This is a genomic window from Candidatus Zixiibacteriota bacterium (assembly GCA_017999435.1).
In the GTDB taxonomy this organism is placed as follows: domain Bacteria; phylum Zixibacteria; class MSB-5A5; order GN15; family FEB-12; genus JAGNLV01.
In genome coordinates, this window is record JAGNLV010000003.1 from 203,908 (window position 1) to 227,687 (window position 23,780).

Consider the following 23,780-nt stretch of genomic DNA (forward strand, 5'->3'; position numbering starts at 1 on the left):
GTGATCGACCGATCCATACACCAACTTATAGTCTCATTCGGCATTCTTGTTAACAATATTCTTCACCCGTTGAATAATATTCTTCAATGACTTCATTCGTCAGCCATACATTCAAATGTTAAGTTGCTGCTAATCATACCATTATCAGGTCGGCACGTCGGTTGTTTTGTGAGTTGGCATGAAGAGCCGAGTACTCCATGCTCCCACCAGTTGGTTCATCGTGGCGCTGCTGCTCGTTCTATCGATCTCCGGAGCGTCCCGGGGCGCCGAGCCGGCACTGGCCGACACGGTTCTGCCGGCCAGCCCGGCTCTCGACGATTACCTTCGGGTCGCCCTCAACCGGAGTCCCGATGTCCGTCGGGCCTATGAGAGCTGGCGCGCCGAAGCGGCTCAGACGGGTTACGCGGGAACGCTGCCCGACCCGATGCTGATGTTCGAGTACATGGTCGATCCCAAACAGCCGCGGCTCGGGGCGCGCCAGGAGATTCCGTGGCTTGGCGGGCTTCGGGCCGAGAAGGCGATGGCGGCGGCTGCCGCCCGGGCGGCGTACGACCGCTGCGAGGCGGCGCGCCTGGCTGTGATCTACCGCACGACCGCGGCCTACTACAACTACTGGAACCTCAGCCGGCAGGTTGCGCTCATGCGCGAAAACCTGCAGCTCCTCACGTTCTGGGAGGAGGTTGTCCGCACCAAGTACCGGGCCGCCCTGGCCTCGCATCCCGATGTAATCAAGGCCCAGGTGGAGTTGGCCGCCATGGACAACCAGGTGCACTCGCTCGAGGATCGCCTCGGGCCCTCCCGACAGCAACTGCTCGCGGAGCTCAATCTGCCCGCCGCGACTGAACTTCCCGTACCGGCCGGCGTGGTTCCCCCGGCGGTTACTATCGACGAAACGACGGCGCTGGCCGCGATTGACTCGGCCAATCCCGACCTTCGGGCGATGGCGGCCATGGTGGAGCAGGAGCGGGCCGGGGTGCGGGCGGCGAATGCCGCACGGTATCCCGGCCTGACCGTCGGCGCCGACTACCTCTTCGCCGGCCGGTCAGCCGACCCGGGGATGACCGGCGACGGTGCGGACACCTGGGTGCTCAGTGCATCCGTCTCCCTCCCCCTTTGGCTCGGCAAGAACCAGGCCCGGTCGCGCGCGGCCGAGGCCCGCGAACGGGCCGCCGCTTATGATCTGACCGAGTCGCGCAACCGGCTGCGTACATATGCCGCCGACGTGATGTACCAGTACCGCGACGCGCGCCGTCGGGTCGAGTTGTACGCCGGCGGCCTTCTGCCCAAAGCCGAGGAGGGGCTCAATGCCGCCTACACAGCCTACCAGGCCGGGGCGCTCGATTTTCTGAGTCTCCTGGACGCCCAGCGGCAACTGCTCGAATTTCAACTGGCCCACAGCGAGGCTGTCGCCGCCGCCGCCGTCCGCCTGGCGGAGCTTGAGATGCTCGCCGGCGGCCGACTCACCGGCGAGACGCCGGCGACCGAACGGTGACATACGATGATTCCGAAAACTTCGCACAGAGAGAACAGCTATGAACGATTTTGAGGCTGCCGGCGGCCGCTCCCCCCGGAGCCGAATCGACCGGTTCCGCCGAACCCGGCTCGGCCTCGCGGTGCAGATTGCGCTGGTCATGGGCGTGTTCGCGCTCGGCCTGATGATCGGCGGGGGCGGGAGTCCCGCTCCCTCCGCCGACAGCGGGCGCCCCGGCGCCGAAGAGGCGAACGCCCCAGTGCTGTGGACCTGCTCCATGCACCCGCAGATTCAACTGCCCAAACCGGGGAAGTGCCCGATCTGCTTCATGGATCTTATCCCGGTCGAGACCGGGCGCGGCAGCGGCCGCCTCGGTCCCCGCCAGATTGCGATGAGCGAGGCGGCCCGGAGGCTGGCCCGCATCGAGACCGCGCCGGTCCGGCGCGCCGACGCCGAGGCGGACATTCGCCTGGTCGGGCAGATCGACTATGACGAAACCCGCCTGGCGTACATTGCGGCCCGCGTGCCCGGCCGTATTGACACGCTTTTCGCCGACTACACCGGGGTCACCGTGCGGCGGGGGGCGCCCCTGGTTTCGCTCTACTCGCCCGATCTTTTGTCAACCCAGCAGGAGCTCTTGCAGGCGAAGAAAGCGCTGGCCGCAGCGGCGCAGAGCGCCGGACTGGTGCGCGCGACAGCCGAATCGACCCTGGCCGCAGCCCGCGAACGGCTCCGTCTCTGGGGACTGACCGCCGAGCAGATCGAGCGTATCGAGGCCGGCGGCCAACCCAGCGACCACTTGACGATTCTCTCGCCCATCAGCGGCACGGTGATCGAGAAAGAAGCTCTCGAGGGGGAATATGTCGAGACCGGCATGCGCATCTATACGGTCGCCGATCTCTCCCGGCTGTGGGTGATTCTGGAAGCATATGAGTCCGATCTCCCCTGGCTGCGCGAGGGGCAGCGGTTCACCTTCACTGCCCAGGCGCTACCCGGCGAGACGTTCTCCGCGGTCGTATCGTTCATCGACCCGGTCATCGACCCGGAGAGCCGGACCGCGCGCGTCCGGGCGGCGGTGGACAACGCTGCGGGCCGGCTGAAACCGAAGATGTTTGTCTCGGGCGAGGTTGCGGCGCGGCTTGGCTCCGAGAGCGGCCTCGCGCGCTCCACCGGCCGGCCGGACGCCCCCCTGCTCATCCCCACCTCGGCGCCGCTGGTGACCGGCACGCGGGCGGTGGTTTACGTCAAAACGGCCGAGGACGGCGACGGCCCGGTGTACGAAGGGCGCGACATAGTCCTCGGTCCGCGGGCAGGGGATTTCTATGTCGTCGCCAACGGGCTGGCCGAGGGAGAGGAAGTGGTCTCGCGCGGGGCGTTCAAGATCGACGCCGAGCTGCAGATTCAGGCGAAACCTTCGATGATGTCCCCTGCGCCGCTCGCCCGCCGGGCGGCCGACAGCGCGTCTGTGCACGGCGACCATCCCGCCGCCGGCGCGGACGTCGCGATCTCGCCGGACGCCCGGGCATCCCTCTCCCCGCTCTACGAGGCGTATTTCGAAGTCCAGATGGCTCTCGCGAAGGATCAATTCGAGGCTTCGCGGCGCGGCCTGGACGATCTGGCGGCGAAGACGGCGGCGGTTGACATGAGCCTCTTCGCCGGCCGGGCACACGCACTGTGGATGGACCTGTCGCGGCGCCTGCAGACCGCCGCGCGGGCGGGCGCGGCCGCCGGCGACATCGCCGCCGTGCGCAACGCTTTCCGCGATCTTTCCGCCACCGCCATCGACCTGCACCGGGCGTTCGGTCACGCCGACGACCGCCCCTTCTACCTCACATACTGCCCGATGGCTTTCCACAACACCGGCGCCTACTGGCTGCAAACCGAAGGGATTGTCTGGAACTCCTACTGGGGGGCCGCCATGCTGCAGTGCGGGGAAATCCGCGACACGCTTCCCGCGCTCTCGGCCGGAGCCGGGATCACCGCCCCTGACTCCGGACAGGGCCGCTGACGTATGAGCAACTCCCGACCGCCCGACCACAGCGCGCGCGCGTCGCTGCTGGACCGCCTGATCGGCTCCTGCCTGGACAACAAGCTGGTCGTGATCCTCGTCGCCCTGGCGGTGATCGCCTGGGGGGTGATCGTCGCCCCCTTCGATTGGCACATCCCCGGTCTCGCCCGCGCCCCGATCCCGGTTGACGCCATCCCCGATATCGGCGAGAACCAGCAGATCGTGTTCACCGAGTGGATGGGTCGGTCGCCGCAGGACGTCGAGGACCAGATCACCTACCCCTTGACCACGACGCTGCTCGGCATCCCCGGCGTCAAGACCGTCCGCAGCTACTCCATGTTCGGGTTTTCGACGATTTACGTCATCTTCAAGGAGGATGTCGAGTTCTACTGGTCCCGCTCCCGCGTGCTCGAGAAACTCAATTCGCTTCCCTCGGGGACTCTGCCCGCAGGCGTGCAACCGATGCTCGGACCCGACGCCACCGCGCTCGGCCAGGTCTTCTGGTACACGCTTGAGGGGCGCGACCCGGAGGGACGACCCGCCGGCGGGTGGGACCTCGAAGAGCTTCGGTCCATTCAGGACTTCCACGTCCGCTACGCTCTCCAGTCCGCCGACGGGGTCTCGGAGGTCGCGTCGGTGGGCGGGTTCGTGCGCGAATACCAGATCGACGTCAGTCCCGACGCCATGCGCGCGGCCGGAGTGACGCTCGAAGACGTGTTCGAGGCGGTGCAGAAGAGCAACATCGACGTCGGCGCCGGCACGATCGAGATCAACAAGGTCGAGTACGCGATCCGGGGGCTTGGCTTCATCGAAAACCTCGACGACCTCCGCGCAACGGTAGTCAAGTCGGTGCGGGGCGTCCCGGTCCGCATCGCCGACGTGGCCACGGTGCAGCTCGGGCCGGCGCCGCGGCGCGGGGCGCTGGACAAGGGAGGCGCGGAGGCGGTCGGCGGCGTGGTAGTCGTGCGCTTCGGTGAAAACCCCCTGCAGGCGATCAAAAACGTCAAAGCCAAAATTGCGGAAATCGAACCCGGTTTGCCGAAGAAGACGCTCCCCGACGGCACCACGAGCCAGGTGAAGATCATCCCCTTCTACGACCGCACCGGGCTCATCTACGAGACGCTCGACACCCTCAACATGGCGCTGGTCGACGAAATCCTGGTCACCATCATCGTCATCCTCTTCTTCGTCATGCACCTGCGCAGTTCCCTCCTCATCTCCGGCATGCTCCCCCTGGCCGTGCTGATGACCTTCATCGGGATGAAATTGTTCGGTGTCGACGCCAACATCGTGGCCCTCTCCGGGATCGCCATCGCCATCGGCGAGATTGTCGACATGGGGGTGGTGTTGTGCGAGAACATCCTGCGCCACCTGGACGAGGCGCCGCCCGAGGCCAACCGCCGCGACGTCATCTACCGCGCTTCGACCGAAGTCGGGGGCGCCGTCCTCACGGCGATCGCCACGACCGTGGTCTCGTTCCTGCCGGTGTTCACGCTGGAGGCGGCGGAGGGGAAGTTGTTTCAGCCGCTGGCGTACACGAAGACCTTTGCGCTGGTAGCGTCGATCATGATCGCGCTGACGGTTCTTCCGCCGCTGGCCCACCTGCTCTTCACGCGCGGGCGCCGGTCGGGCGTTTCGCGGCGGCTCCTCCCCCTCGGCCTGGCGGCGGCCGCCGCGGCCGCCTTCGTCTGGCAGCTCTGGCTGACCGGCCTCGGCCTGCTCGGGCTGGCCGCGTTCTACCGGTTGAGGCACCGACTCCCCGCGCGCGCCCAGGCCGCTGCGCCCCGGTATGCGAATTACCTCCTCCTCGCCGTCGTCGGCTGGATCACCGCGCTCCACTGGGAGCCGCTGGGCGTCGAGGCCGGGCTGTTTCTCAACTTCCTCTTCGTGGCGGTCCTCCTCGGCGGCATCCTGCTGCTGTTCCACCTGTTGATCCGCGCCTACGAGCCGATACTCCGCTGGTGTCTCGCCCACAAGAAGATGTTCCTGGCCTTTCCCGCGGCCCTCGTCTTGACCGGTCTGGTCATCTGGATCGGGTTCGACGCAGTTTTCGGATTTGTCCCGCAGTTTGTCGAACGGACCTCTCCGTATGTGGCGCTCCGGCACATGTTCCCCGGCCTCGGCCAGGAGTTCATGCCCGATCTCGATGAAGGTTCGTTTCTCTATATGCCGACCACGATGCCGCACGCGTCGATCGGCGAGGCCCTCGACGTGCTCCAGACCCAGGACATGGCGTTCAGCGCCATTCCCGAGATCGAATCGGTCGTGGGCAAGCTCGGCCGGGCGGAGTCGCCGCTCGACCCCGCGCCGATCTCCATGATTGAAACGGTCATTACCTACAAAACCGAATACCTGCTCGATGCCCGCGGCCGGCGGATGAAATTCCGCTACGACGAGGAGAAGGATGAGTTTGTGCGCGACCAGCGCGGGCAACTGATCCCCGACGACGGCGGGCGCCCCTTCCGCCAGTGGCGGGACGCCATCCACTCGCCCGACGACATCTGGAAGGAGATCCAGGAGGCGGGGAAGCTCATCGGGACCACGTCGGCGCCGAAACTACAGCCGATCGCCGCCCGCGTGGTGATGCTTCAGTCGGGCATGCGCGCCCCGATGGGCGTGAAGATCAAAGGCCCCGACATGGAGACGATCGAGCGGGTCGGGCTGGAGGTGGAGCGAATTCTCAAGGAGGTGCCGTCGATCGATCCCGCCACCGTGGTGGCTGACCGCATCGTCGGGCAGCCCTACCTCGAAATCGCGATCGACCGCGCCGCGATCGCCCGCTGCGGCCTCCAGATTCGGGACGTGCAGGACGTCATCGAGGTGGCGATCGGCGGCCTCCCGCTGACCACCACGGTCGAGGGGCGGGCCCGCTACGCGGTCCGGGTGCGGTACCAGCGCGAGCTGCGCGGCTCGCTCGAGTCGCTCGCGCGCATCCTCGTGCCCACCCCGGCGGGAGCCCAAATCCCTCTCGGTGAGCTGGCCGAGATCGCCTACGTGCGCGGGCCGATGATGATCAAATCGGAGGACACCTTCCTCGTCGGCTACGTCATCTTCGACAAGCGGCCGGGGCGGGCCGAGGTGGAGGTGGTCGACGAGGCCCGGCGCACCCTCGCGGCCAGAGCGGCCGCCGGCGAGTTCGACATCCCGGCCGGCGTCAGCTACGCCTTCGCCGGCAGCTATGAGAATCAGGTACGGGCGGAACACAAGCTGCGCATCGTCCTGCCGCTCACCCTGTTCATCATTTTCATGATTCTCTATTTCCAGTTCCGCCGTCTCCCCGCGACCTTCCTCGTATTCTCCGGCATTTTTGTCGCCTGGGCCGGCGGCTTCCTCATGCTCTGGCTCTATGGCCAGGACTGGTTCCTCAACGTCTCGCTGTTCGGCGCGAACCTCCGCGAGGTGTTCCAGGTCCACCCCTACAATCTCTCGGTGGCGGTGTGGGTCGGGTTCCTCGCTCTGTTCGGAATCGCGACCGACGACGGCGTGATCATCAGCACCTACATCAGCCAGGTTCTCGACCGGACCCGCCCGACGACGGCCGCGGAGGTGCGCGAGGCGGTGGTGGCCGCCGGCAAGCGCCGGATCCGGCCGGCTCTGATGACGGTCGCCACGACCATCCTCGCCCTTTTGCCGGTGCTCACGTCAAGCGGCAAAGGCTCGGACATCATGGTGCCGATGGCGATTCCGTCGTTCGGCGGCATGACCGTGGTCATCATCACCGTCTTCGTGGTGCCGGTGCTCTATTCGGCGATCGACGAGGCGCGGGCGGCGCGGGCCCGGCGGACGTGATTCACAGCCGGCGGCGCCGCCGGCGGGCGTTCCTCGCCGCTTGCGTTGCGGCTCTGCGCAAGCTACCTTGGCGTGCGACCCTTGCCTCCCGGAGGCCCGCAGAAGCGCGCCGTGCTCCGGACGGTTCGCCGGACCCGCCGGTTCACATCGAGATCAGAGGACGCCCATGCCCGATTCCGCTCCTGTCGAACGCCCGATCAAGGTGGGTATCAGCACCTGCCTGCTCGGCCAGAAGGTCCGTTTCGATGCCGGGCACAAGCACGATCGCTACATCACGGACGTCCTCGGCGGCTACTTTCGCTTTGTCCCGGTGTGCCCGGAGCTGGAGGTGGGAATGGGCGTCCCGCGCGAATCGGTCCGGCTGGAGGGGGCGCCCGACGCCCCGCGCCTGGTCGGTACCCGGAGCGGCGCCGACTGGACGGAGCGGATGAACCGCTATGCGCGCGAGCGCACCGCCCGGCCCGATCTCGCCGACATCTCCGGCTACATCCTCAAGAAGGACTCCCCCAGTTGCGGGCTCGAGCGGGTGAAAGTGTATCCCCCCTCCGGCATGGCCGAGCGCAAAGGGACCGGGCTGTTCGCCGCCGCCCTGCGGCAGCGGTTCCCGCTGCTGCCGATCGAGGAGGAGGGCCGCCTCAACGACCATCGCCTGCGCGAGAACTTCATCGTCCGCGTTTTCGCCTACGACCGCCTGCAGACGCTGTTCCGGGAGCGTTTCAGCCGCGGGCGTCTGGTCGCCTTCCACACGGCCCACAAGTATCTCCTCATGGCGCACAGCCCGAAGCACTATGCGGAGCTCGGCCGGCTCGTCGCCGCGGTGAGCCGGCACTCGCCCGCCGCCATGCGGGAGCAGTACCGCCGGCTTTTCATGGAAGCCCTCGCGGTCCCGACCACCACGCGCAAGAACGTCAACGTCCTCCAGCATCTCCTCGGGTATCTCAAGCACCGGCTCGGCCCCGAGGAGAAGCAGGATATCCTGAACGTCATCGCCGACTATCATCGGGAGCTGATCCCGCTGGTGGTCCCGCTCACGCTGCTGCGCCACTACGTCGACAAACATCGCATCGCCTACATCCAGGACCAAGTGTATCTGAACCCGCATCCGAAAGAGCTCATGCTCCGGAACCACGTGTGAGGCATCTCTCCGCACGCTACCTGCAAGACCGCGGCGCCGATTACGTACGGTGCCTGCGCGGGCAGCTCGACCGCCGCATCGAGCTGACGGTCGGCGCGGCGATCCCGAGGTCCCCTCGGGCGGCGACGCCGACCTCGAAATCCATCCTGCGGATCATCTGCCCGCATCGGCGCAGATTGCGGAGCCGGCGGCGATGCTGAAGGCGGCGGCCGATGGGCGGCCGATACCCAATCCGGTGGATCCCCGGAGGGGCTATTAGGGGGCGACGACGCTTCCGCGGCAACACTAGGAAATTTTTTCCCACAACCGCAGTGGCGCGTGGATGGTCGATGCGGGGACTATGAGGGTCGATCTTGGCAGGTGCGGGTGGGGCCGTATTTTCGACGTTGTTGTTTTTTCCGCCAGGCGGCGTTTTTTTTGGTGACAACCACTTGTGCCTGTCTGTAATTTGGCCCCGTATTGACCAACAACGCGGAGAGAAAACGGAAACTGGACTCTCTGCCAACGTATCAAGGAGGTGCTTTGTGATCAAACGGTTAACGCTTCTCACCCTGGTCGCGCTGCTGGTCGCGCCGGCGTTCTCCAATGCCAAGGACATGACCGGCAAGTACGGCCTCGGCTATTTCACAACTGACGCCCCAATCGGCTTCCGGTATTGGGCCACTCCCAAACTGGGTATCGATGTCGGAGTAGGGTTCAAGTCCGATGCGGCTTGGGTCGGCGAGTACGACGAAACCGAAGACAGAACGGTGTACTCCAAGGAGACGGCTAGCAGCTTCTGGTTCGAGGTTGGATTCCCGTATGTGGTCGTTGCGACGGATCAGGTGAACTTCTGGGTTCGCCCGGGATTCCAATTCGCTTCGTTGGACGACCGCATCTTCAGCCCCGACTCGAAAGTCTATGATGCAGATGACGACTTCGAGGAACAGGGGATGGACGATGTCGGCCTCGACGCCAAGTTTACCCAGATGACTATCAGCCTTACTCCCGCAGCTGAGTGGTTCATTAGCGACAATTTCTCGATTGAGGCCGGCCACGGGATCAAGATCCAGATGCTCAAGTTCCCGGACGACAAAATCCCCGGAAGCGACCCGGCCGAGTACTACTACGGTGATGCTGGCGGCGAGACCGAGACCAGCATCGTGACCTTCTCAGCCGACAATGTCTTCTTCGCATTTCACTTCTACTTCAAGTAGGCCGTCCCCTTCGCTGAGGTGATTAGTGCAAACGACACGGGCAGGGTCATCCGATCCTGCCCCTTTGTTATATTTGTTTGTCCTCAGAACCCCGATCGCGGCGCCCGGTTTTTTTGTAGCTTTGACTGAATACTGAAAGTAGTTTGACACGGAAGTCTGGCCATAGGCGAGAACCGGAAAAGGATAGTCAGGTTCATTACCCAACACTCAGGAGGTGCTCCATGTTTAAGCGTGCTGCAATGTTCACTCTGGCCTTGTTGCTGATCGTATCCATGCCCACGTGGGCCCAAAACCAGATAAAACCGGTGGTGTATGCGGGCGGTGGAATTGACTTGCTCCTGTCGCCTGATTTGCTCAAAGACTACTGGAAGATGGGATATGGATTCGGCGGCGGCGTGGGCATTCAAGTCAAGCCTAACCTTGAACTCATCGGTCGCGTGTCCTTCAACACTTTTCCCTTTGACGCCGACAAATTCCTGGACGACATGGATGCCCCGGCGGGAGTCTCTGTCGATGGGCTTGACTTCCGCTCCCTTGAGTTCGGAGCCGATATGAAGTATATCTTCATGTCTGATCAAGCGAATATGATGTTCAAGCCATTCGTAGTCGCCGGGCTCGGCTTTGCGAACATCAAGGCCACGGATGCGACCATTACGGCTGAGGACGAGGATGACATAGAGGAAGTTCATTTGCCTTTTGGCGATGCCAGCGAAACCGATTTCTCGTTTAACTTCGGCGGGGGCTTTGACTACATGTTCGCGCCAAAGGCCGGCGCCTGGGTGGATGTTCGCTACACCTATATCGCCAGCGAAGGAGATGCCATCTCCTACTTGCCGATTCGTGCGGGCGTGAAGTTCCTCTTTGGCAACTGATTCCCTGTACGATAGGTCCACTGAGAACCGGGCTTGGCAATTCGAGCCCGGTTCTTTTGATACCTCCGCAGCGGCAGGTGGGCTTGGGCTCTCTCGCAACGACTCCGCACCTGCACCTTACCACGGTTTGTCTGAAAACAACAGCGATTGCGAAGCGCATGGGTGAGAGGTTCAAGATCGCCGGCGAGTGTCTTCACCGGGACGGCAGCGACCTCTCCCCTACGGGCGCCTCGTGGATCGCCCATTCAAACTGCCCGACAGAAAGCCGCTAAGCCTGCTGTCGTTCCAATCAGGCTCGGCGAAATCGCGGCATTGACCTTATCCTTCTGTCAGCGTCTCGGCCGAACGACAGATGGGAGAAGTGGCCGCCGCGGCTCAGATTCCGCCCCGCGGGGACCGGTGCCGCAGTCAGCTCGCCGGCGTCCAGCCGCAGGTTATCTTCATCAACTGCGAACTCCCAGCCCTGCCCGCTCCCCCCGCCAATCGTCGACTAAAATGGACGACCGGGTAAAATATGTTGACAGCCGGGCCGCGGCACGGTAGAATTTCCTCATTCGTGTACCTCTACCGCGGCAGAGTCCGAAGGCAGCCTGCGGCAGTCGGTCCGGCATCCCGGTTAGAGGGGTATTCGGCATCGTCTCTCAACACCAGGTACCCATAGACGAAAACACCAGCGTTCATCACCGAAGGGTGCCGCTCTTGTCGAGGGCGCCGCACTAGCGGAGGAAAGGAGGGGAACGAACCAATTCGCTCCATGGTCTGACGTCGTGCCGACTCGAAGATCTCGTCGGGCCGGTTCAGGGGAATCACCACTTAGTCGAAAGGCAGTGACTTATGAAAGCAACGTTTGTGGCCGCCTGTGTCTGCCTGCTGATCCTGGGCGCGGCGCTGTCCGCGCAGGCGCAGAGTGAAAAGCCGACGCTTGGTCTGGGTTACCACGGAATTCTGGCCGGCGACGTCCTGCAGGGGCTGAGCGGCCGAATCTGGACATCGCCCAAAGTCGGCCTTGAGGCCAACCTCTACTACGCCCACGTGGGCGTGGACGTGAAAATGGAGGGTGGGGAAGGGCAGGAAGACGACGAGTACGATATCAGCGGCACGCTGACGGACTTTTCGGGCAAGTTCCTCTACGCGGTAGCCAATCACAGCCAGAGCAAGTTCTATGTCGGCGCGGAACTCGGTTACGGCCATGTGTCGGTCGAGGTCGAGACCCCGGGGCTTCCGGCCGCGCTGGCCGAGGGATTCGACGTGATCACGCTCGGCCCGCTCATGGGCGCCGAGTTCTCGTTCGCCGGAATCCCCGAGATGTCGGTTGACTGGGAGCTCGGCTATCGCACGAATTTGGTCGATATCGAGGTCGCCGACTACGACATCTCGCTGTCGATGGGCGTCCTCGCGGCCTCGGTCGGCGTGCACTACTACTTCGGCCGCTAGCCGCACTCTGTTCCAGGTTCGCGCAACGGAGCCCGGCCCTGCCGCCGGGCTCCTCGCACCGGAGAGGGCGGGAGCGGCGGCGCTTCACTCGCAGCAGACTCGGACGCTCTCGCGCTCGTCATCCACGTCGATACTCATCTCCCCGAGCGCGTCGATCAGCCGCTCGAGATCTTCCATGTTCAGCTTGCCCAGGTCGACCGTGAACCCTTTCTCCGCCAGTGCCTCGTTGATCCGCCCCTTCACGCTGTCCGGCACTACGCCGCCGAGTTTCACCCCGGCCCGGAGCAGAGCGAGGGGGATCCGGATATTGACCTGATCCCGCTGCCCCTGTTTCGGCTGCACGATTACCCGGAGGTATTTGGGCCGAGCGCCGGCCGTCCTCCCCGTCGTCTCCGGAGCGGTGCGCTCCGCCGTCCGGCCGAGCGCCTCGAGCAGCCGCTCGGCCTCATCGGCCGTGATTTTCCCTTCGGCCAGCATGTTGAGAATGCGGCGACGATCCTCACTCATGATTCTGCTCCTTCTCCAATTGCGACAACGCGTCCTGAACCGTGATTTCTCCCCGCTCGAGCCGGTCGAGCAGTTCTTCCCGGCGATCGCCGGGCTCGACCTGCACCTGGGCGAATGACAGCGCGGCCCCGATCCGGTTCAACCGGTTCTTGACCGTCGGATAGCTGATCCCGAACACCTCCTCCATCTTCTTGATCGAACCGTGGCTGCGCACGAAAGCGGCGACAAACAGCTGATCCTCGGCCGTAAGTTTCGCCAACGGCGGCAATTCGAACTCCCCTTCCAGCGCAATGCCCTCGACGACCAGCCGCACGCGCTCCACGATCACTTCTTTATCGCCGGTGAGGCGGGTCAATTCCTGCCATTCATGGGCCATATGTGTCTTCCCATTGTTTCAGTTATTTAATATTGTATACGATCAATAGTCGTAGAAGTTAATACGAGAATTGATTTTCATTGTAAGAATTTGTGGATTCAGACCTCTCCGCTCATCAACAGGCCTTGTTCTCAATCGGCAAGCCATTATTCCCCATTTACTTAAGCGAGAACGCTCTGGGCAGCGCATCCATTAATGAAGAAGCGGCGCGAAAACCGACCCATATCGGTTCTCGCGCCGCTGAAGCAGGCAGAGCGCCGCCGAGTATGCCTGTCCTGCGGGCTACCGGAAGATCTCTTCAAAGAACATCTTCATTTGCTCCCACGACCGCCGGTCGGCCGCCTCGTTATACGCGGCGCCCCTCGACGCGTCGTTGCCGGCGTCCGGGTTGGTGAAGCTGTGCACCGCCCCGCCGTACTCAGTCAGTTGCCAGTCGGCGCCGACCCGGCGCATTTCCTCTTCGAACGCGGCCACCTGCGAATCCGGTACGTACGGATCATCGGCTCCGCCGAGCACGAGGATTTTGGCCTTGACCGTCCCCGGCTCGGCCGGCTGAGTTGTCGAGAGAATGCCGTGGAAACTCACCACGCCGCGGACGTCGGCCCCCGCCCGCGCCAGCTCCAGCACCGCGGAGCCGCCGAAGCAGTATCCGATCGCGGCCAGCCGGCGATCATCGGAGAGTTCCTGCCCGCGCAGCACGGCGAGCGCCGCCTGAACGCGGTCACGGAAAAGGCGGCGGTCCTGGTAGTAGGTCTGGGCCAGTTTCGCCGCCTCGTCGGCGTTTTTCGCACGGATCCCTTTGCCGTAGACGTCGGCGGCGAAAGCCACATAGCCGAGTTCGGCCAGCCGCCGGGCGCGTATCTTGACGTAGTCGCCCAACCCGGTCCACTCGTGGACCACCAGCACGCCGGGGACCGGTCCTGTGCCGATCAGGCTGGAATCATAGGCCAGGTATCCCTCGAGGACGACCTTGCCATGCCGGTACTCGACGGTTTCGGTGTGCACCGCGGCGCCGGCCGCCGTTGCCCAAAGCAGCGCCGCACAGAAGATGAATGCAGTCCTCATTATTCGGGTCCTTTCTCAGGGATGCGCCGGCGAACTGTTCGCCGGGTCCGCGCACAAAAAACACTGGCCGTTGACTAATGTCAAGGCTATCATAGGCCTATTCAGTCGATACTTCGCGCGGCGGTGCGTACCGGCCCCCGTGCCCGGCGTCCGCGACAAACTGTCCGCCGCCTGCTCCGTAATACGTGCGGGGAATCAACCCGCACCGGGGCGGCTGAGCCGACATGGCGAGGTCTCATATATGAAAGGAGCTTTGGTGTGAACTACTTCCGACTGTGGCTCGCGATGGGTGTGGTGATTGTCGCCTCCTTCGCAGTCCTCGGTTATTTCGGCGGCGATATCTATCGTCAGGCCCCGCCGGTGCCCGACCGGGTCGTCACGTCCGACGGCGCGGTGCTGTTCACCGGCAGCGACATCAAGGATGGGCAGAACGTCTGGCAGTCCACCGGCGGCCAGCAGGTGGGCACGGTCTGGGGACACGGCTCGTACGTAGCCCCCGACTGGTCGGCTGACTGGCTGCACCGGGAATCGGAGTGGATTCTCAATGAGTGGGCGCGCACCGAGTACGGCGTGTCGGCCTACACGTCCCTGAGCGGCCCCGATCAGGCGGCTCTCCGGGAGCGTCTGCGCGAGGAAATCCGCCCCAACACGTTCGATCCGAAAACCGGGGACCTGGTGGTCTCCCCGGTGCGGGCGCGCGCCATCGAGGCGGTCGGACGGCACTACGCGGGTCTATTCGGCGGCGATCCGGCGCTCGGCAAGCTCCGCGAGGCCTATGCGATCCCCGGCAACGCGGTCAAGGATCCTGCGCGGCTGGCCAAGCTCAACGCTTTCTTCTTCTGGGCCTCGTGGGCCTGTTCGACCAACCGGCCGGGCGAGAGCATCACCTACACGCAGAACTGGCCGCCGGAGGATCTCATCGGCAACCGCCCGACCAGCTCGAGCATCGTCTGGTCGGTCATCAGTTTCGTCCTGCTGCTCGCGGGCATCGGCGCCCTCGCCTGGTACTACGCGGTGCTGAAGCACAAGCCGGTCGGGGAGGTGGCGCTCCCGGAGCAGGACCCGCTGCTGGCGCTCCAGCCGACGCCCTCCATGAAAGCGACGCTCAAGTATTTCTGGGTGGTGATCGGCCTGATGATTGTGCAGATCATCATGGGAATTCTCACCGCCCATTACGGCGTCGAGGGCTCCGGGTTCTACGGCTTCCCGCTCGCCGAGTGGCTCCCTTATGCGGTCACGCGCACGTGGCACACGCAGCTCGGCATTTTCTGGATCGCCACCGCCTGGCTGGCGACGGGGCTCTTTATCGCCCCGGCGGTCAGCGGCTATGAGCCCAAGTTCCAGCGCGCCGGCGTCAATTTCCTCTTCGTCTGCCTGCTCATTATCGTGGTCGGTTCGATGTTCGGCACGTGGTACGGCACGCGCCAGCAGATGGGTCTGACGGCCAACTTCTGGTTCGGCCACCAGGGCTACGAGTATGTCGACCTCGGCCGGTTCTGGCAGATTTTCCTGTTTGTCGGGCTGTTCGTCTGGCTGGGGCTGATGGGCCGCGGCCTGTGGCCGGCGCTGCGCAAACCCGGTCCCAACCGCCACCTGCTCGTGCTCTTCTTTATCGCCAGCGCGGCGATCGCCCTATTCTACGGCGCCGGCCTCATGTGGGGACGGCAGACCAATCTCGCGATCGCCGAGTACTGGCGCTGGTGGGTGGTCCACCTGTGGGTGGAAGGATTCTTCGAGGTGTTTGCAACGGTGGTGATTGCGTTCCTGTTCACACGCATGGGGTTGTTGCGGACGGCGACGGCCACGGCCGGCGTGCTGTTCGCCACGACCATTTTCCTCGCCGGCGGAATCATCGGGACCTTCCACCACCTCTATTTCACGGGCACGCCGACGGCGGTGCTCGCGCTGGGAGCGACATTCAGTGCGCTCGAGGTGGTGCCGCTGGTGCTGATCGGTTTCGAGGCCTATGAGAATCTCTCGCTCAGCCGCGCCAAACCCTGGCTCCAGGCATACAAGTGGCCGATTTACGCGTTTGTCGCGGTCGCTTTCTGGAACCTGGTCGGCGCCGGCCTGTTCGGGTTCTTCATCAACCCGCCGATCGCGCTGTACTATATGCAGGGACTGAACACGACGCCGGTCCACGGCCACACCGCCCTCTTCGGGGTGTACGGCATGCTCGGGGTCGGTCTGACCCTCTTCTGCCTGAAAGGGCTGGCCTCGCGCTACGCGTGGAAGACCACGTGGCTGGCGGTGGGTTTCTGGTGCATCAACATCGGGCTCGCCCTGATGGTGCTCTTGTCCGACCTGCCGCGCGGCCTCATGCAGACCTGGGCGAGTGTTTCCCACGGCATGTGGTTCGCGCGGTCCGCCGAATTCATGCAGACCGGCCTCATGGATACGTTTCGCTGGCTCCGCGTGATCGGCGATACGATTTTCGCCGTGGGCGTTTTCGCCCTCGGCTATTTCGTCTTCGGGCTCAAATTCGGATGGTCCGTGTCGGGGCAGCTTGATCGCCCGGTCGGCGCGGCGCCCGAACGGCCGGAAGAAGTGACGAGGCCTTAAATCTCACATGTCCGCCGGCGGGGTCGGACCGGAGCGCCCGACCGCGCCGGCGATGGAGGGACACACATGTTGCGCTACAAGTCCGGGTTCTCGATAAGTCTGGCGGTGATGCTGCTGGTGGCGGCGTCGGCCGCCGCTCACTGCGACCGGGAAGACGGTCCGGTCGCCAACGACGCCCGCGCCGCGCTCGCCGGCGGCGAGTTCACCAAAATCGCCGTCTGGGTGGGCGAAGCGCAGACCGATGAATTGCGCCGGGCATTCGACCAAACCCGCGCCGTCCGGTCCCAGAGCGAGGAGGCGCGCGAACTGGCCGACCGCTGGTTTATCGAAACCGCCGTCCGCCTGCACCGCGCGGCCGAAGGCATGCCCTACACCGGCCTGCAGCCCGCCGGCCTCCCCGCCCCCGCCGAAGTGGCCGCGGCCGACAAGGCCTACGCCGCCGACGACGTGGAGCCCGTGATCGAGCTGCTCGAATCGTCGCTGGAGGAACATGTCCGCAGCCTCTTCACCGAGGCGATGCGCGCCAAGAAGGAGGGAGACAAGTCACTGGAGGCGGGGCGGGAGAAGATCGACGCCTACGTCCGCTTCATTCTCTACGTGCACGGCCTGGTCGAGAAAATCGAGGCCGGGCCGGAGCACGGCGTGGGCGAACACTCGTCGGTCCCCGACCCGCACAATACGAAAGGAGCAACTATGAATACCGTTTCTGCCGACCGGACGGTCGGCGATCTGGTCACCGAACAGCCCGGCCGCGCCAAGGTCTTTGAGGATCTCGGCATCGACTACTGCTGCGGCGGGCACCGGCCGCTGACCGAGGCCTGCGCGGAGAAGGGGATCGACCCTGAAAACGTTCTCGCTCAACTCGCCCGGGTCGATGCGGCGCGGCGCCCCGACGCCGACGCGGACTATGGTTCGATGAGTCTCACAGCGCTGGCCGATCACATCGTCGACACCCATCACGCCTACCTGCGCCAGGCGCTGCCGCGCGCGAACCAACTGGCCGCGAAAGTCGCCCAGGCCCACGCCGCCTCGCCCAAAGGCGCCGACCTGAAGCGCGTCGACGAGCACGTGCGCGCCCTGGCCGCCGAACTCCAGTCGCACATGGTGAAGGAGGAGCACATTCTCTTTCCCATGATCCGGCGCATCGACGCCGGGGAGCGCGGCCTGGTGATCGACGGTCCGGTGATGGTCATGATGCGGGAGCACGACGAGGCGGGCGAGGCGCTCGCCGCCATTCGCACGCTCACCGATGATTTCGCCCTCCCCGCGTGGGGATGCAACACCTACCGGGCGATGCTTGACGCCCTCCAGGAGCTGGAGCTGGATCTCCACCAGCACATTCACAAGGAGAACAACGTCCTCTTTCCTCGGGCGCAGCAGGCGGCCGCCGTCGGCGCCTGAACGCTCACACAGCCGACACCGGCGCCGGCGGCCGATCCGCCGGCGCCGTTTTTGTTCTTTCGCGGCCCGGTCGGTCCCATCCCCGCCGCGTTTTCTGCAACAACCGGCCCGCGCGTTTCGTATACTGGCGGAAACCGCTCGACGGAGGAGATATGAACCGTCCGCTCGTGGTTCTTCTTGCGCTCGCCTGCGCCGTCGCACCCGCGGTCGCGTCCGCGGATCCCGCCGCTCCGACGGCTCTGCCCGATACTCCCGCCGGCCGCTGTCTGGCCGAATTCGTGTCCGCACTGAACAGCAGCGACAGCGCGCAGTGGATTGCCTTTTTGGCCCAGCATCCGCCGGCGGATGCGAATGACAGCGCCACCGTCCAGGAGCGCCGTTTCGGGCTGATGCGGACGGTCCACGGCGATTTCGGCGGGCTCGACCCGGTCAAGGTTCTCGAATCGTCGGAGTACTTTCTCTCCGTCATCCTGCGCGGCCGCGTCCCCGTCCAGGCCTCCGGCTATCTCCGTCTCGCCTTCACCGTCACCGACCAGCCTCCCCACCGGTGGGTCCGGATGGAAGCCGAGATGCTCGATGAAGACCCGTTCGCCCCGCCGCCCCCGCGCATGGAATCCGACGAGCAGCTCGCCGCCTGGGTCGACAGCGTGGTCACGGCGATGGCCGCCGCCGGGCAGTTTTCCGGCGCGATTCTCCTGGCCAAGGACGGCGTCCCCTTCTACTCCCGCGCCGTCGGTCCGGCCGACCGCTGCTGCGGCGCGCCCAACCTCCTCGACACCAAATTCAACCTCGGCTCAATGAACAAGATGTTCACCGGCGTGGCCATCGCCCGGCTCGCCCAGGAGGGAAAGCTGGCCTTCGAGGATCCGCTCATCAGGTACCTTCCCGACTATCCCGACCGCGAGGCGGCCGCGAAGGTCACGATCCACCAGCTCCTCACCCACACCGCCGGCGTTGACGACTACTGGGAGGAGCTCTTCGACACCAGTTTCTGGGAGATCAAATCGGTCGACGGTTACTATCAACTGATCAAGGACAAGCCGCTGCGTTTTGAGCCCGGCACGCAGTACCGGTACTCCAACGGCGGTCCGATCCTCCTCGGTGTTATCATCGAGCGGATCACCGGGCAGTCCTACTACGACTACGTGCGCGATCACATCTTCCGGCCGGCGGGGATGATCAACACCGACTGCTACGAGGTCGATGTCCCGACGCCCAACCTGGCGATTGGTTACACCCGCCTTGACTACAGCGGCCGCCGGGACACGGTGTGGCGCGCCAACTACTTCATGCATGCCGTCAAAGGCGGCCCGGCCGGCGGCGGCTACTCGACCGTCGAGGATCTGCTGGCTTTCGACCGGGCGCTGCGCTCGTACCGGCTGCTGAACCAGGCCTTCACCGACACCGTCCTCGCCGGCCGCGTGGCCATGGAGCCCGGTCCCGTGAGCACGCGCAAGGCGGACGAGATGTACGCGTACCTCTTCGGCGACATGAGGACCAACGGTCACCGCATCGTGGGCCACTCCGGCGGCGCCCCCGGCATCAACGCCGTGCTCGAAATGTACTGGGACGACGGCTACACGGTGGCGGTGATGGCGAACATCGACGAAGCGGCGTCGACGCTCGCCGCGCGCATCCGCCGCGTCCTGACGCAGCCGTAGGCCCGGCCCCGCCCCCGAGCGTCCCCTTCCTCCCGCGGCGACGGACCCGCGGGCGCGGTCACTTTAATCTTGACCTCGCCCGGCCCCTGCCTACCTTACCTCCCAGACCCGCATCTGATGAAAGGAACGCCATGGATGACGTGACCCTTCTCTCTCGAGTCCAGTTCGGCCTCACCGTCGGTTTCCACTACATCTTCCCGGTTCTGAGCCTCGGTCTCGGTCTCTTCCTGGTGATCGCCGAGGGCATCTACCTCAAGTCGAGGGATCCGCTCTGGGAGAGCATCACGCGCTTCTGGGTGCGCATTTTCGGGCTCATTTTCGCCCTCGGGGTAGCGACCGGGATCGTCATGGAATTCCAGTTCGGCACCAATTGGTCGGTCTACTCGCGGTTTGTGGGCGACGTGTTCGGCAGCGCCCTGGCGGCCGAAGGGATCTTCGCGTTTTTCCTCGAGTCGGGCTTCCTGGCGATCCTCCTTTTCGGATGGGATCGGGTCAAGCCGCGCACCCATTTCATCGCCACCCTCTTGGTCGCGCTCGGCGCACACTTCTCGGCGGTCTGGATCGTGGTGGCGAATTCCTGGCAGCAGACGCCGGCCGGCCACCATCTCGTCTCGCACGCGCAGGGGATGCGGGCGGAGGTGGTCGATTTCTGGCAGGTCATCTTCAACCCGTCGTTTGTCGACCGCATCACGCACGTCTTCATGGGGGCGTGGCAGGCGGGGGCGTTCCTCGTCCTGAGCGTCAGCGCCTGGTACCTCCTGCGTCGGCGGCACCGCGCGGCGGCGGTGGGTTCGATCAAGATTGCGGTCGTCATCGCAGCGGTCGCCTCGCTCGCCCAGTTGGTGAGCGGCCACAGCTCCGCGAACGTTGTCGCCCGCCACCAGCCGGCCAAGCTGGCGGCTTTCGAGGGCCATTACCCCGAGTCCGCTCCCGGCGATTCCTACCTCTTCGGCTGGGTCGACGAAGCCGGCGAGATAGTGTACGGACCGAAGATTCCCGGCCTGCTGTCGTTCCTCGCCTACTCGGATTTTGACGCTCCGGTGACCGGCCTGCGCGCCTTCGCCCCCGAGGACCGTCCGCCGGTCAACCTCACCTTCCAATCGTTCCACCTGATGGTGGCGATCGGCTTGGCGCTCATTGCGATCAGCCTGGCCGCGGCGTGGTACTGGCGCCGCGGCACGCTCTGGGAGAAGCGCTGGTTTCTGTGGATCCTGGTGCTCGCGGTGGTGCTCCCGGAGCTGGCCAACCAGCTCGGCTGGTTCTCCGCCGAGGTCGGCCGCCAGCCGTGGATCGTGTACGGGCTGCTGCGGACGAGCGCGGCGGCCAGCGTCGGCATCGGCGGCGCCCACGTGTGGGGGTCGCTCGTGATGTTCGCCGTGATCTACATCCTGCTCGGCGCGCTGTTCATCTACCTGCTCAACGACAAGATTCAGCACGGTCCCGACGGCGCGGAGCCGCCGGCCCCGTCCGGTAGTGAACCCGTAATCGCGAAGGAGGGCCCCCGCGCATGATGACCGATCTCAACAGCCTCTGGTTCGCCCTGGTCGGGCTCCTCTTTATCGGCTACGCCATCCTCGACGGTTTCGATCTCGGCGTCGGCGCGCTGCACCTCTTCACGCACACCGACGAGGAGCGGCGGGTCATGATCAACGCGATCGGGCCGGTGTGGGACGGCAACGAGGTCTGGCTGGTGACCGGCGGCGGCGCTCTGTTCGCCGCCTTTCCGGAGGTCTACGCGACCGCCTTCTCCGGGTTCTATGTCCCGTTCATGCTGCTGCTCTTTGCGCTCATTCTCCGCGCCGTCGCCATCGAGTTCCGTTCCAAGCGGGCGTCGCACGCCTGGCGCCGGACGTGGGACGTCAGCTTTACGGCCGCCTCGCTCCTCGGCAGCCTCCTGATCGGCGTGGCGCTCGGCAACATCGCCTGGGGCATCCCTCTCGGCCCCGGCTACGAGTACCTGGGTTCGTTCTGGGATCTGCTCAATCCCTACGCCCTGCTGGTCGGGGTCACCACGGTCGCGCTGTTCATGATGCACGGGGCGATCTACCTGACGCTCAAGACCGAGGGGGCGATTCATGACAAGGTGCGCGGCTGGATCAACAACACGATCATTTTCTTCATCATCTGCTACGCCACGACGACCATGGCGACGCTGTTGTTCGTGCCGCACATGACCGACAACATCCGCAACGACCCGGTCCTGTTCGTCCTGCCGCTCCTGAACATGCTGGCGATCGCCAACATCCCCCGCGAGATCCATCACGGCCACGATTTCCGCGCCTTTCTCTCGAGCGCGGCGGCGATGTTCTTCCTGCTCGTGCTGTTCGGCGTCGACATGTACCCGCGCCTGATCCTCTCCAGCCCGCTTACCGAGCACAGCCTGACCATCTGGAACGCCGCCTCCTCCGACCGGACGCTCGGCATCATGGGGATCATCGCCCTCATCGGCCTCCCGCTGGTGCTGACCTACACGATCACGATTTACTGGGTATTCCGGGGGAAAGTGCGGCTCGACCGGAGCAGTTATTGAGCGCACCTCCGCGCCCCGGCGGGCCTTCAGCCCTGCCCGGCGAACGCCGATAGAAAGGGCAGGGGCGGCAAGCCCGACAAGCCCCGACGGAGGAGACTGTGAACGCCAAATCTCTGGTGATGGTGATTGCGCTGTGGGCGGCGGCGGCGGCGGCCTCGGCCCAGGAACTGCTTCCCCCGGACACGACCGTCACGGTCGCCGACATCATGAACCGCATGGCGGCTCTGATGGGCGGGCCGGAGTCGGTCGGCGGCATCCGGACGGCGCACATCGTCGGCCATTCCCGCCTGCCCAATTCCGACCGCGCCGCCACAATCGAAGTCTGGTGGGCACAGCCGAACCTGTTCCGCGCGGTGACCCGGCCGCCTGTCGGCGACGCTGCGGAATGCGGTTTTGACGGCCGCGTGTGCTGGCAGAGAGAACCCAAGACCGGCCCGCGAATAATCAGCGGCGAGGAGGCGGGCGATCTGATTCTCGAGTACCACCCCGGCCGGTTTATCCTCTGGCGCGACCTCTACCTCAACGCCGATCTGATCGGCGCCGACAGCGTTTTCGGCGAACTCTGCGACATTGTGCGCCTCGTCCCGGACCAGGGCCGCGCCCAGGACGTCTACCTCAGCCGCTCAGCGGGACTCCCCGTCATGATCAAGACCGAGCGGGCCATGGGCGCCCGTCTCGTCGCCGTGAATATCTACCTCTCGGACTACCGCGCCACGGGCGGGACCGTGCTCCCCTGGCGCTCGCTCATGGAGTTTTCCGGCCGCACCCGGACGATGCAGGTCGACAAAGTCAGCCTCAACGGCGACCCCCCTGCGGACATCTTCAGCCTCCCCGACGATGTGCGCGTGCTCGCGGCGGCTCCCGATGATCCCCGATAGCTTCTCCCTTTCGGGCCCGAAAAACTGCGGCCGCGCCCGGGATTCCGCGCGCGGCCGCTTTTTCTTTCACCCGCCGGTCAGCCGGCCGGTCTATTCTTTCGTCATGAGGGCCTTGATGTCCTCCGGAAGATCAAACAGCCCCGGTTTGAGCTCGACATTGTGCGCCACGCTGTCAACCTTGATCGCACGCGTCTGCCCCATCACATCCATGGTCGTCAGGAAGGGCATCTTCATCCCGTCGACATTGCGGTAATCAGTCATGTAGACGGTGATGGGAATCTGCCCCATTTGGTGTTCGACGGTCATGACCATTTTTAGGGGCAGGCCGGAGTCGCGGCTGATCGAGAGTTTTTCCGGCTGCGAGCCCTCGCCGGTGAGCGCCACCACATCGCACACCTCGCCATTGACCGTGTCGACCCCGGCGAGTTCGGCGCTCTGGTAGATCTGGCGCCAGACGGCGTACTTGTCGAAGTGGGCATCGCGCAGCCGCTCGGCGGCTTCCGCTCCCTCCAGTACGCGCGGGCCGGTCATGACCGAGCGTTCCCAGGCGGTGACGCCGTCGCAGCCGCTCTCGATGGAGCCGGTCGCTTCCGAGGTAGCCACGGCAAACTGGAGGTTGGGTTTCGCCGAATAGGTTTCGATGCTCAGGCTGAGTCCCATGCCGGCGATTTCGAGCGTGCTCCTGGAGTAGCGATTGTTGATTTTGGCGAGCGTTTCCAGACCGCCGGTGGCTTCAACCATGCGGTCCATGAGGGCGGCCGCTTCCGGAGTAATGCCTGCGGGGGCCGCCGCCTGCGCCGGGGGAACCGGCTCCTGTGCGGCGGCGAGGCCGAGGCCGGCCCACAAGAGCACGCCGGCCAGAACGACGGTAAATCCCAACTGTTTCATCATCGAT

The 23,780-nt window shown here is 64.9% G+C and carries 17 protein-coding genes; 13 read left to right on the plus strand and 4 right to left on the minus strand.

The genetic code is table 11. The features are described 5' to 3' along the window. Positions 1 to 178 precede the first annotated feature (178 nt). The 7 genes from KA261_09005 (at position 179) to KA261_09035 (ending at position 11,905) form a co-directional block, all read left to right on the plus strand. Positions 179 to 1,492 carry a TolC family protein gene (locus tag KA261_09005; protein ID MBP7697935.1) on the plus strand — a complete coding sequence of 438 codons (1,314 nt, stop codon included), beginning with the start codon at positions 179 to 181 and terminating at the stop codon, positions 1,490 to 1,492. 40 nt (positions 1,493 to 1,532) lie between these two features. Further along, positions 1,533 to 3,479, plus strand: coding sequence for an efflux RND transporter periplasmic adaptor subunit (locus KA261_09010; protein MBP7697936.1), 1,947 nt, complete (start codon positions 1,533 to 1,535; stop codon positions 3,477 to 3,479). 3 nt (positions 3,480 to 3,482) lie between these two features. Continuing rightward, positions 3,483 to 7,268: an efflux RND transporter permease subunit gene (locus tag KA261_09015; protein ID MBP7697937.1), complete on the plus strand. Its 3,786-nt coding sequence runs from the start codon at positions 3,483 to 3,485 to the stop codon at positions 7,266 to 7,268. 166 nt (positions 7,269 to 7,434) lie between these two features. Next, positions 7,435 to 8,403, plus strand: a complete 969-nt coding sequence (locus tag KA261_09020; protein MBP7697938.1) for a DUF523 and DUF1722 domain-containing protein — start codon at positions 7,435 to 7,437, stop codon at positions 8,401 to 8,403. A 524-nt stretch (positions 8,404 to 8,927) separates the two neighbouring features. After that, positions 8,928 to 9,599 (plus strand): hypothetical protein, encoded by a 672-nt coding sequence (locus tag KA261_09025; protein ID MBP7697939.1) that lies wholly within the window; start codon positions 8,928 to 8,930, stop codon positions 9,597 to 9,599. A 221-nt stretch (positions 9,600 to 9,820) separates the two neighbouring features. Next, entirely contained in the window at positions 9,821 to 10,471 is a 651-nt protein-coding gene (locus tag KA261_09030; protein MBP7697940.1) for an outer membrane beta-barrel protein, read from the plus strand. Positions 10,472 to 11,305: 834 nt separating this feature from the next. Then, complete coding sequence (locus KA261_09035) at positions 11,306 to 11,905, plus strand: outer membrane beta-barrel protein (protein MBP7697941.1); 600 nt, start codon at positions 11,306 to 11,308, stop codon at positions 11,903 to 11,905. An 84-nt stretch (positions 11,906 to 11,989) separates the two neighbouring features. Here the strand turns inward: KA261_09035 and KA261_09040 are convergent, their stop codons facing one another. The 3 genes from KA261_09040 to KA261_09050 all read right to left on the minus strand — a co-directional run bounded on the left by KA261_09040 (position 11,990) and on the right by KA261_09050 (position 13,853). After that, positions 11,990 to 12,412 (minus strand): hypothetical protein, encoded by a 423-nt coding sequence (locus KA261_09040; protein MBP7697942.1) that lies wholly within the window; start codon positions 12,410 to 12,412, stop codon positions 11,990 to 11,992. Further along, positions 12,405 to 12,788 carry a DUF2089 domain-containing protein gene (locus tag KA261_09045; GenBank protein ID MBP7697943.1) on the minus strand — a complete coding sequence of 128 codons (384 nt, stop codon included), beginning with the start codon at positions 12,786 to 12,788 and terminating at the stop codon, positions 12,405 to 12,407. Before KA261_09045 ends, KA261_09040 begins: the two co-directional genes overlap by 8 nt. A 282-nt stretch (positions 12,789 to 13,070) precedes the next feature. Further along, positions 13,071 to 13,853, minus strand: coding sequence for a dienelactone hydrolase family protein (locus KA261_09050; GenBank protein MBP7697944.1), 783 nt, complete (start codon positions 13,851 to 13,853; stop codon positions 13,071 to 13,073). 258 nt (positions 13,854 to 14,111) lie between these two features. On the opposite strand from KA261_09050, the gene KA261_09055 reads away from it, so the two are divergent. The 6 genes from KA261_09055 (at position 14,112) to KA261_09080 (ending at position 22,885) form a co-directional block, all read left to right on the plus strand. Further along, complete coding sequence (locus KA261_09055; protein ID MBP7697945.1) at positions 14,112 to 16,415, plus strand: nitric-oxide reductase large subunit; 2,304 nt, start codon at positions 14,112 to 14,114, stop codon at positions 16,413 to 16,415. A gap of 693 nt (positions 16,416 to 17,108) precedes the next feature. Continuing rightward, a complete protein-coding gene (ric, locus tag KA261_09060; protein ID MBP7697946.1) occupies positions 17,109 to 17,816 on the plus strand; it encodes an iron-sulfur cluster repair di-iron protein in 708 nt (235 codons plus the stop codon). A 152-nt stretch (positions 17,817 to 17,968) separates the two neighbouring features. After that, the gene (locus KA261_09065) at positions 17,969 to 19,477 is read left to right on the plus strand and encodes a beta-lactamase family protein (GenBank protein ID MBP7697947.1); all 1,509 of its coding nucleotides are present in this window, start codon (positions 17,969 to 17,971) and stop codon (positions 19,475 to 19,477) included. A gap of 131 nt (positions 19,478 to 19,608) precedes the next feature. Beyond that, positions 19,609 to 20,988, plus strand: coding sequence for a cytochrome ubiquinol oxidase subunit I (locus KA261_09070; GenBank protein ID MBP7697948.1), 1,380 nt, complete (start codon positions 19,609 to 19,611; stop codon positions 20,986 to 20,988). Further along, positions 20,988 to 22,007, plus strand: coding sequence for a cytochrome d ubiquinol oxidase subunit II (cydB, locus tag KA261_09075; protein MBP7697949.1), 1,020 nt, complete (start codon positions 20,988 to 20,990; stop codon positions 22,005 to 22,007). Before KA261_09070 ends, cydB begins: the two co-directional genes overlap by 1 nt. Before the next feature lie 98 nt (positions 22,008 to 22,105). Then, positions 22,106 to 22,885: a hypothetical protein gene (locus tag KA261_09080; protein ID MBP7697950.1), complete on the plus strand. Its 780-nt coding sequence runs from the start codon at positions 22,106 to 22,108 to the stop codon at positions 22,883 to 22,885. Between the two features lie 90 nt (positions 22,886 to 22,975). Here KA261_09080 and KA261_09085 read toward each other — a convergent pair whose 3' ends face one another. Then, a complete protein-coding gene (locus KA261_09085; protein ID MBP7697951.1) occupies positions 22,976 to 23,776 on the minus strand; it encodes a hypothetical protein in 801 nt (266 codons plus the stop codon). Positions 23,777 to 23,780 lie beyond the last annotated feature (4 nt).

Excerpts from the sequence above, each read along its gene's own strand:
- KA261_09065 (MBP7697947.1), top strand. The coding sequence starts at position 17,969 with ATGAACCGTCCGCTCGTGGTTCTTCTTGCGCTCGCCTGCGCCGTCGCA.
- KA261_09015 (MBP7697937.1), top strand. The coding sequence starts at position 3,483 with ATGAGCAACTCCCGACCGCCCGACCACAGCGCGCGCGCGTCGCTGCTG.
- cydB (MBP7697949.1), top strand. The coding sequence starts at position 20,988 with ATGACCGATCTCAACAGCCTCTGGTTCGCCCTGGTCGGGCTCCTCTTT.
- KA261_09005 (MBP7697935.1), top strand. The coding sequence starts at position 179 with ATGAAGAGCCGAGTACTCCATGCTCCCACCAGTTGGTTCATCGTGGCG.
- KA261_09045 (MBP7697943.1), bottom strand. The coding sequence starts at position 12,788 with ATGGCCCATGAATGGCAGGAATTGACCCGCCTCACCGGCGATAAAGAA.
- KA261_09035 (MBP7697941.1), top strand. The coding sequence starts at position 11,306 with ATGAAAGCAACGTTTGTGGCCGCCTGTGTCTGCCTGCTGATCCTGGGC.
- KA261_09070 (MBP7697948.1), top strand. The coding sequence starts at position 19,609 with ATGGATGACGTGACCCTTCTCTCTCGAGTCCAGTTCGGCCTCACCGTC.
- KA261_09040 (MBP7697942.1), bottom strand. The coding sequence starts at position 12,412 with ATGAGTGAGGATCGTCGCCGCATTCTCAACATGCTGGCCGAAGGGAAA.
- KA261_09020 (MBP7697938.1), top strand. The coding sequence starts at position 7,435 with ATGCCCGATTCCGCTCCTGTCGAACGCCCGATCAAGGTGGGTATCAGC.
- KA261_09085 (MBP7697951.1), bottom strand. The coding sequence starts at position 23,776 with ATGATGAAACAGTTGGGATTTACCGTCGTTCTGGCCGGCGTGCTCTTG.
- KA261_09050 (MBP7697944.1), bottom strand. The coding sequence starts at position 13,853 with ATGAGGACTGCATTCATCTTCTGTGCGGCGCTGCTTTGGGCAACGGCG.
- KA261_09010 (MBP7697936.1), top strand. The coding sequence starts at position 1,533 with ATGAACGATTTTGAGGCTGCCGGCGGCCGCTCCCCCCGGAGCCGAATC.
- KA261_09030 (MBP7697940.1), top strand. The coding sequence starts at position 9,821 with ATGTTTAAGCGTGCTGCAATGTTCACTCTGGCCTTGTTGCTGATCGTA.
- ric (MBP7697946.1), top strand. The coding sequence starts at position 17,109 with ATGAATACCGTTTCTGCCGACCGGACGGTCGGCGATCTGGTCACCGAA.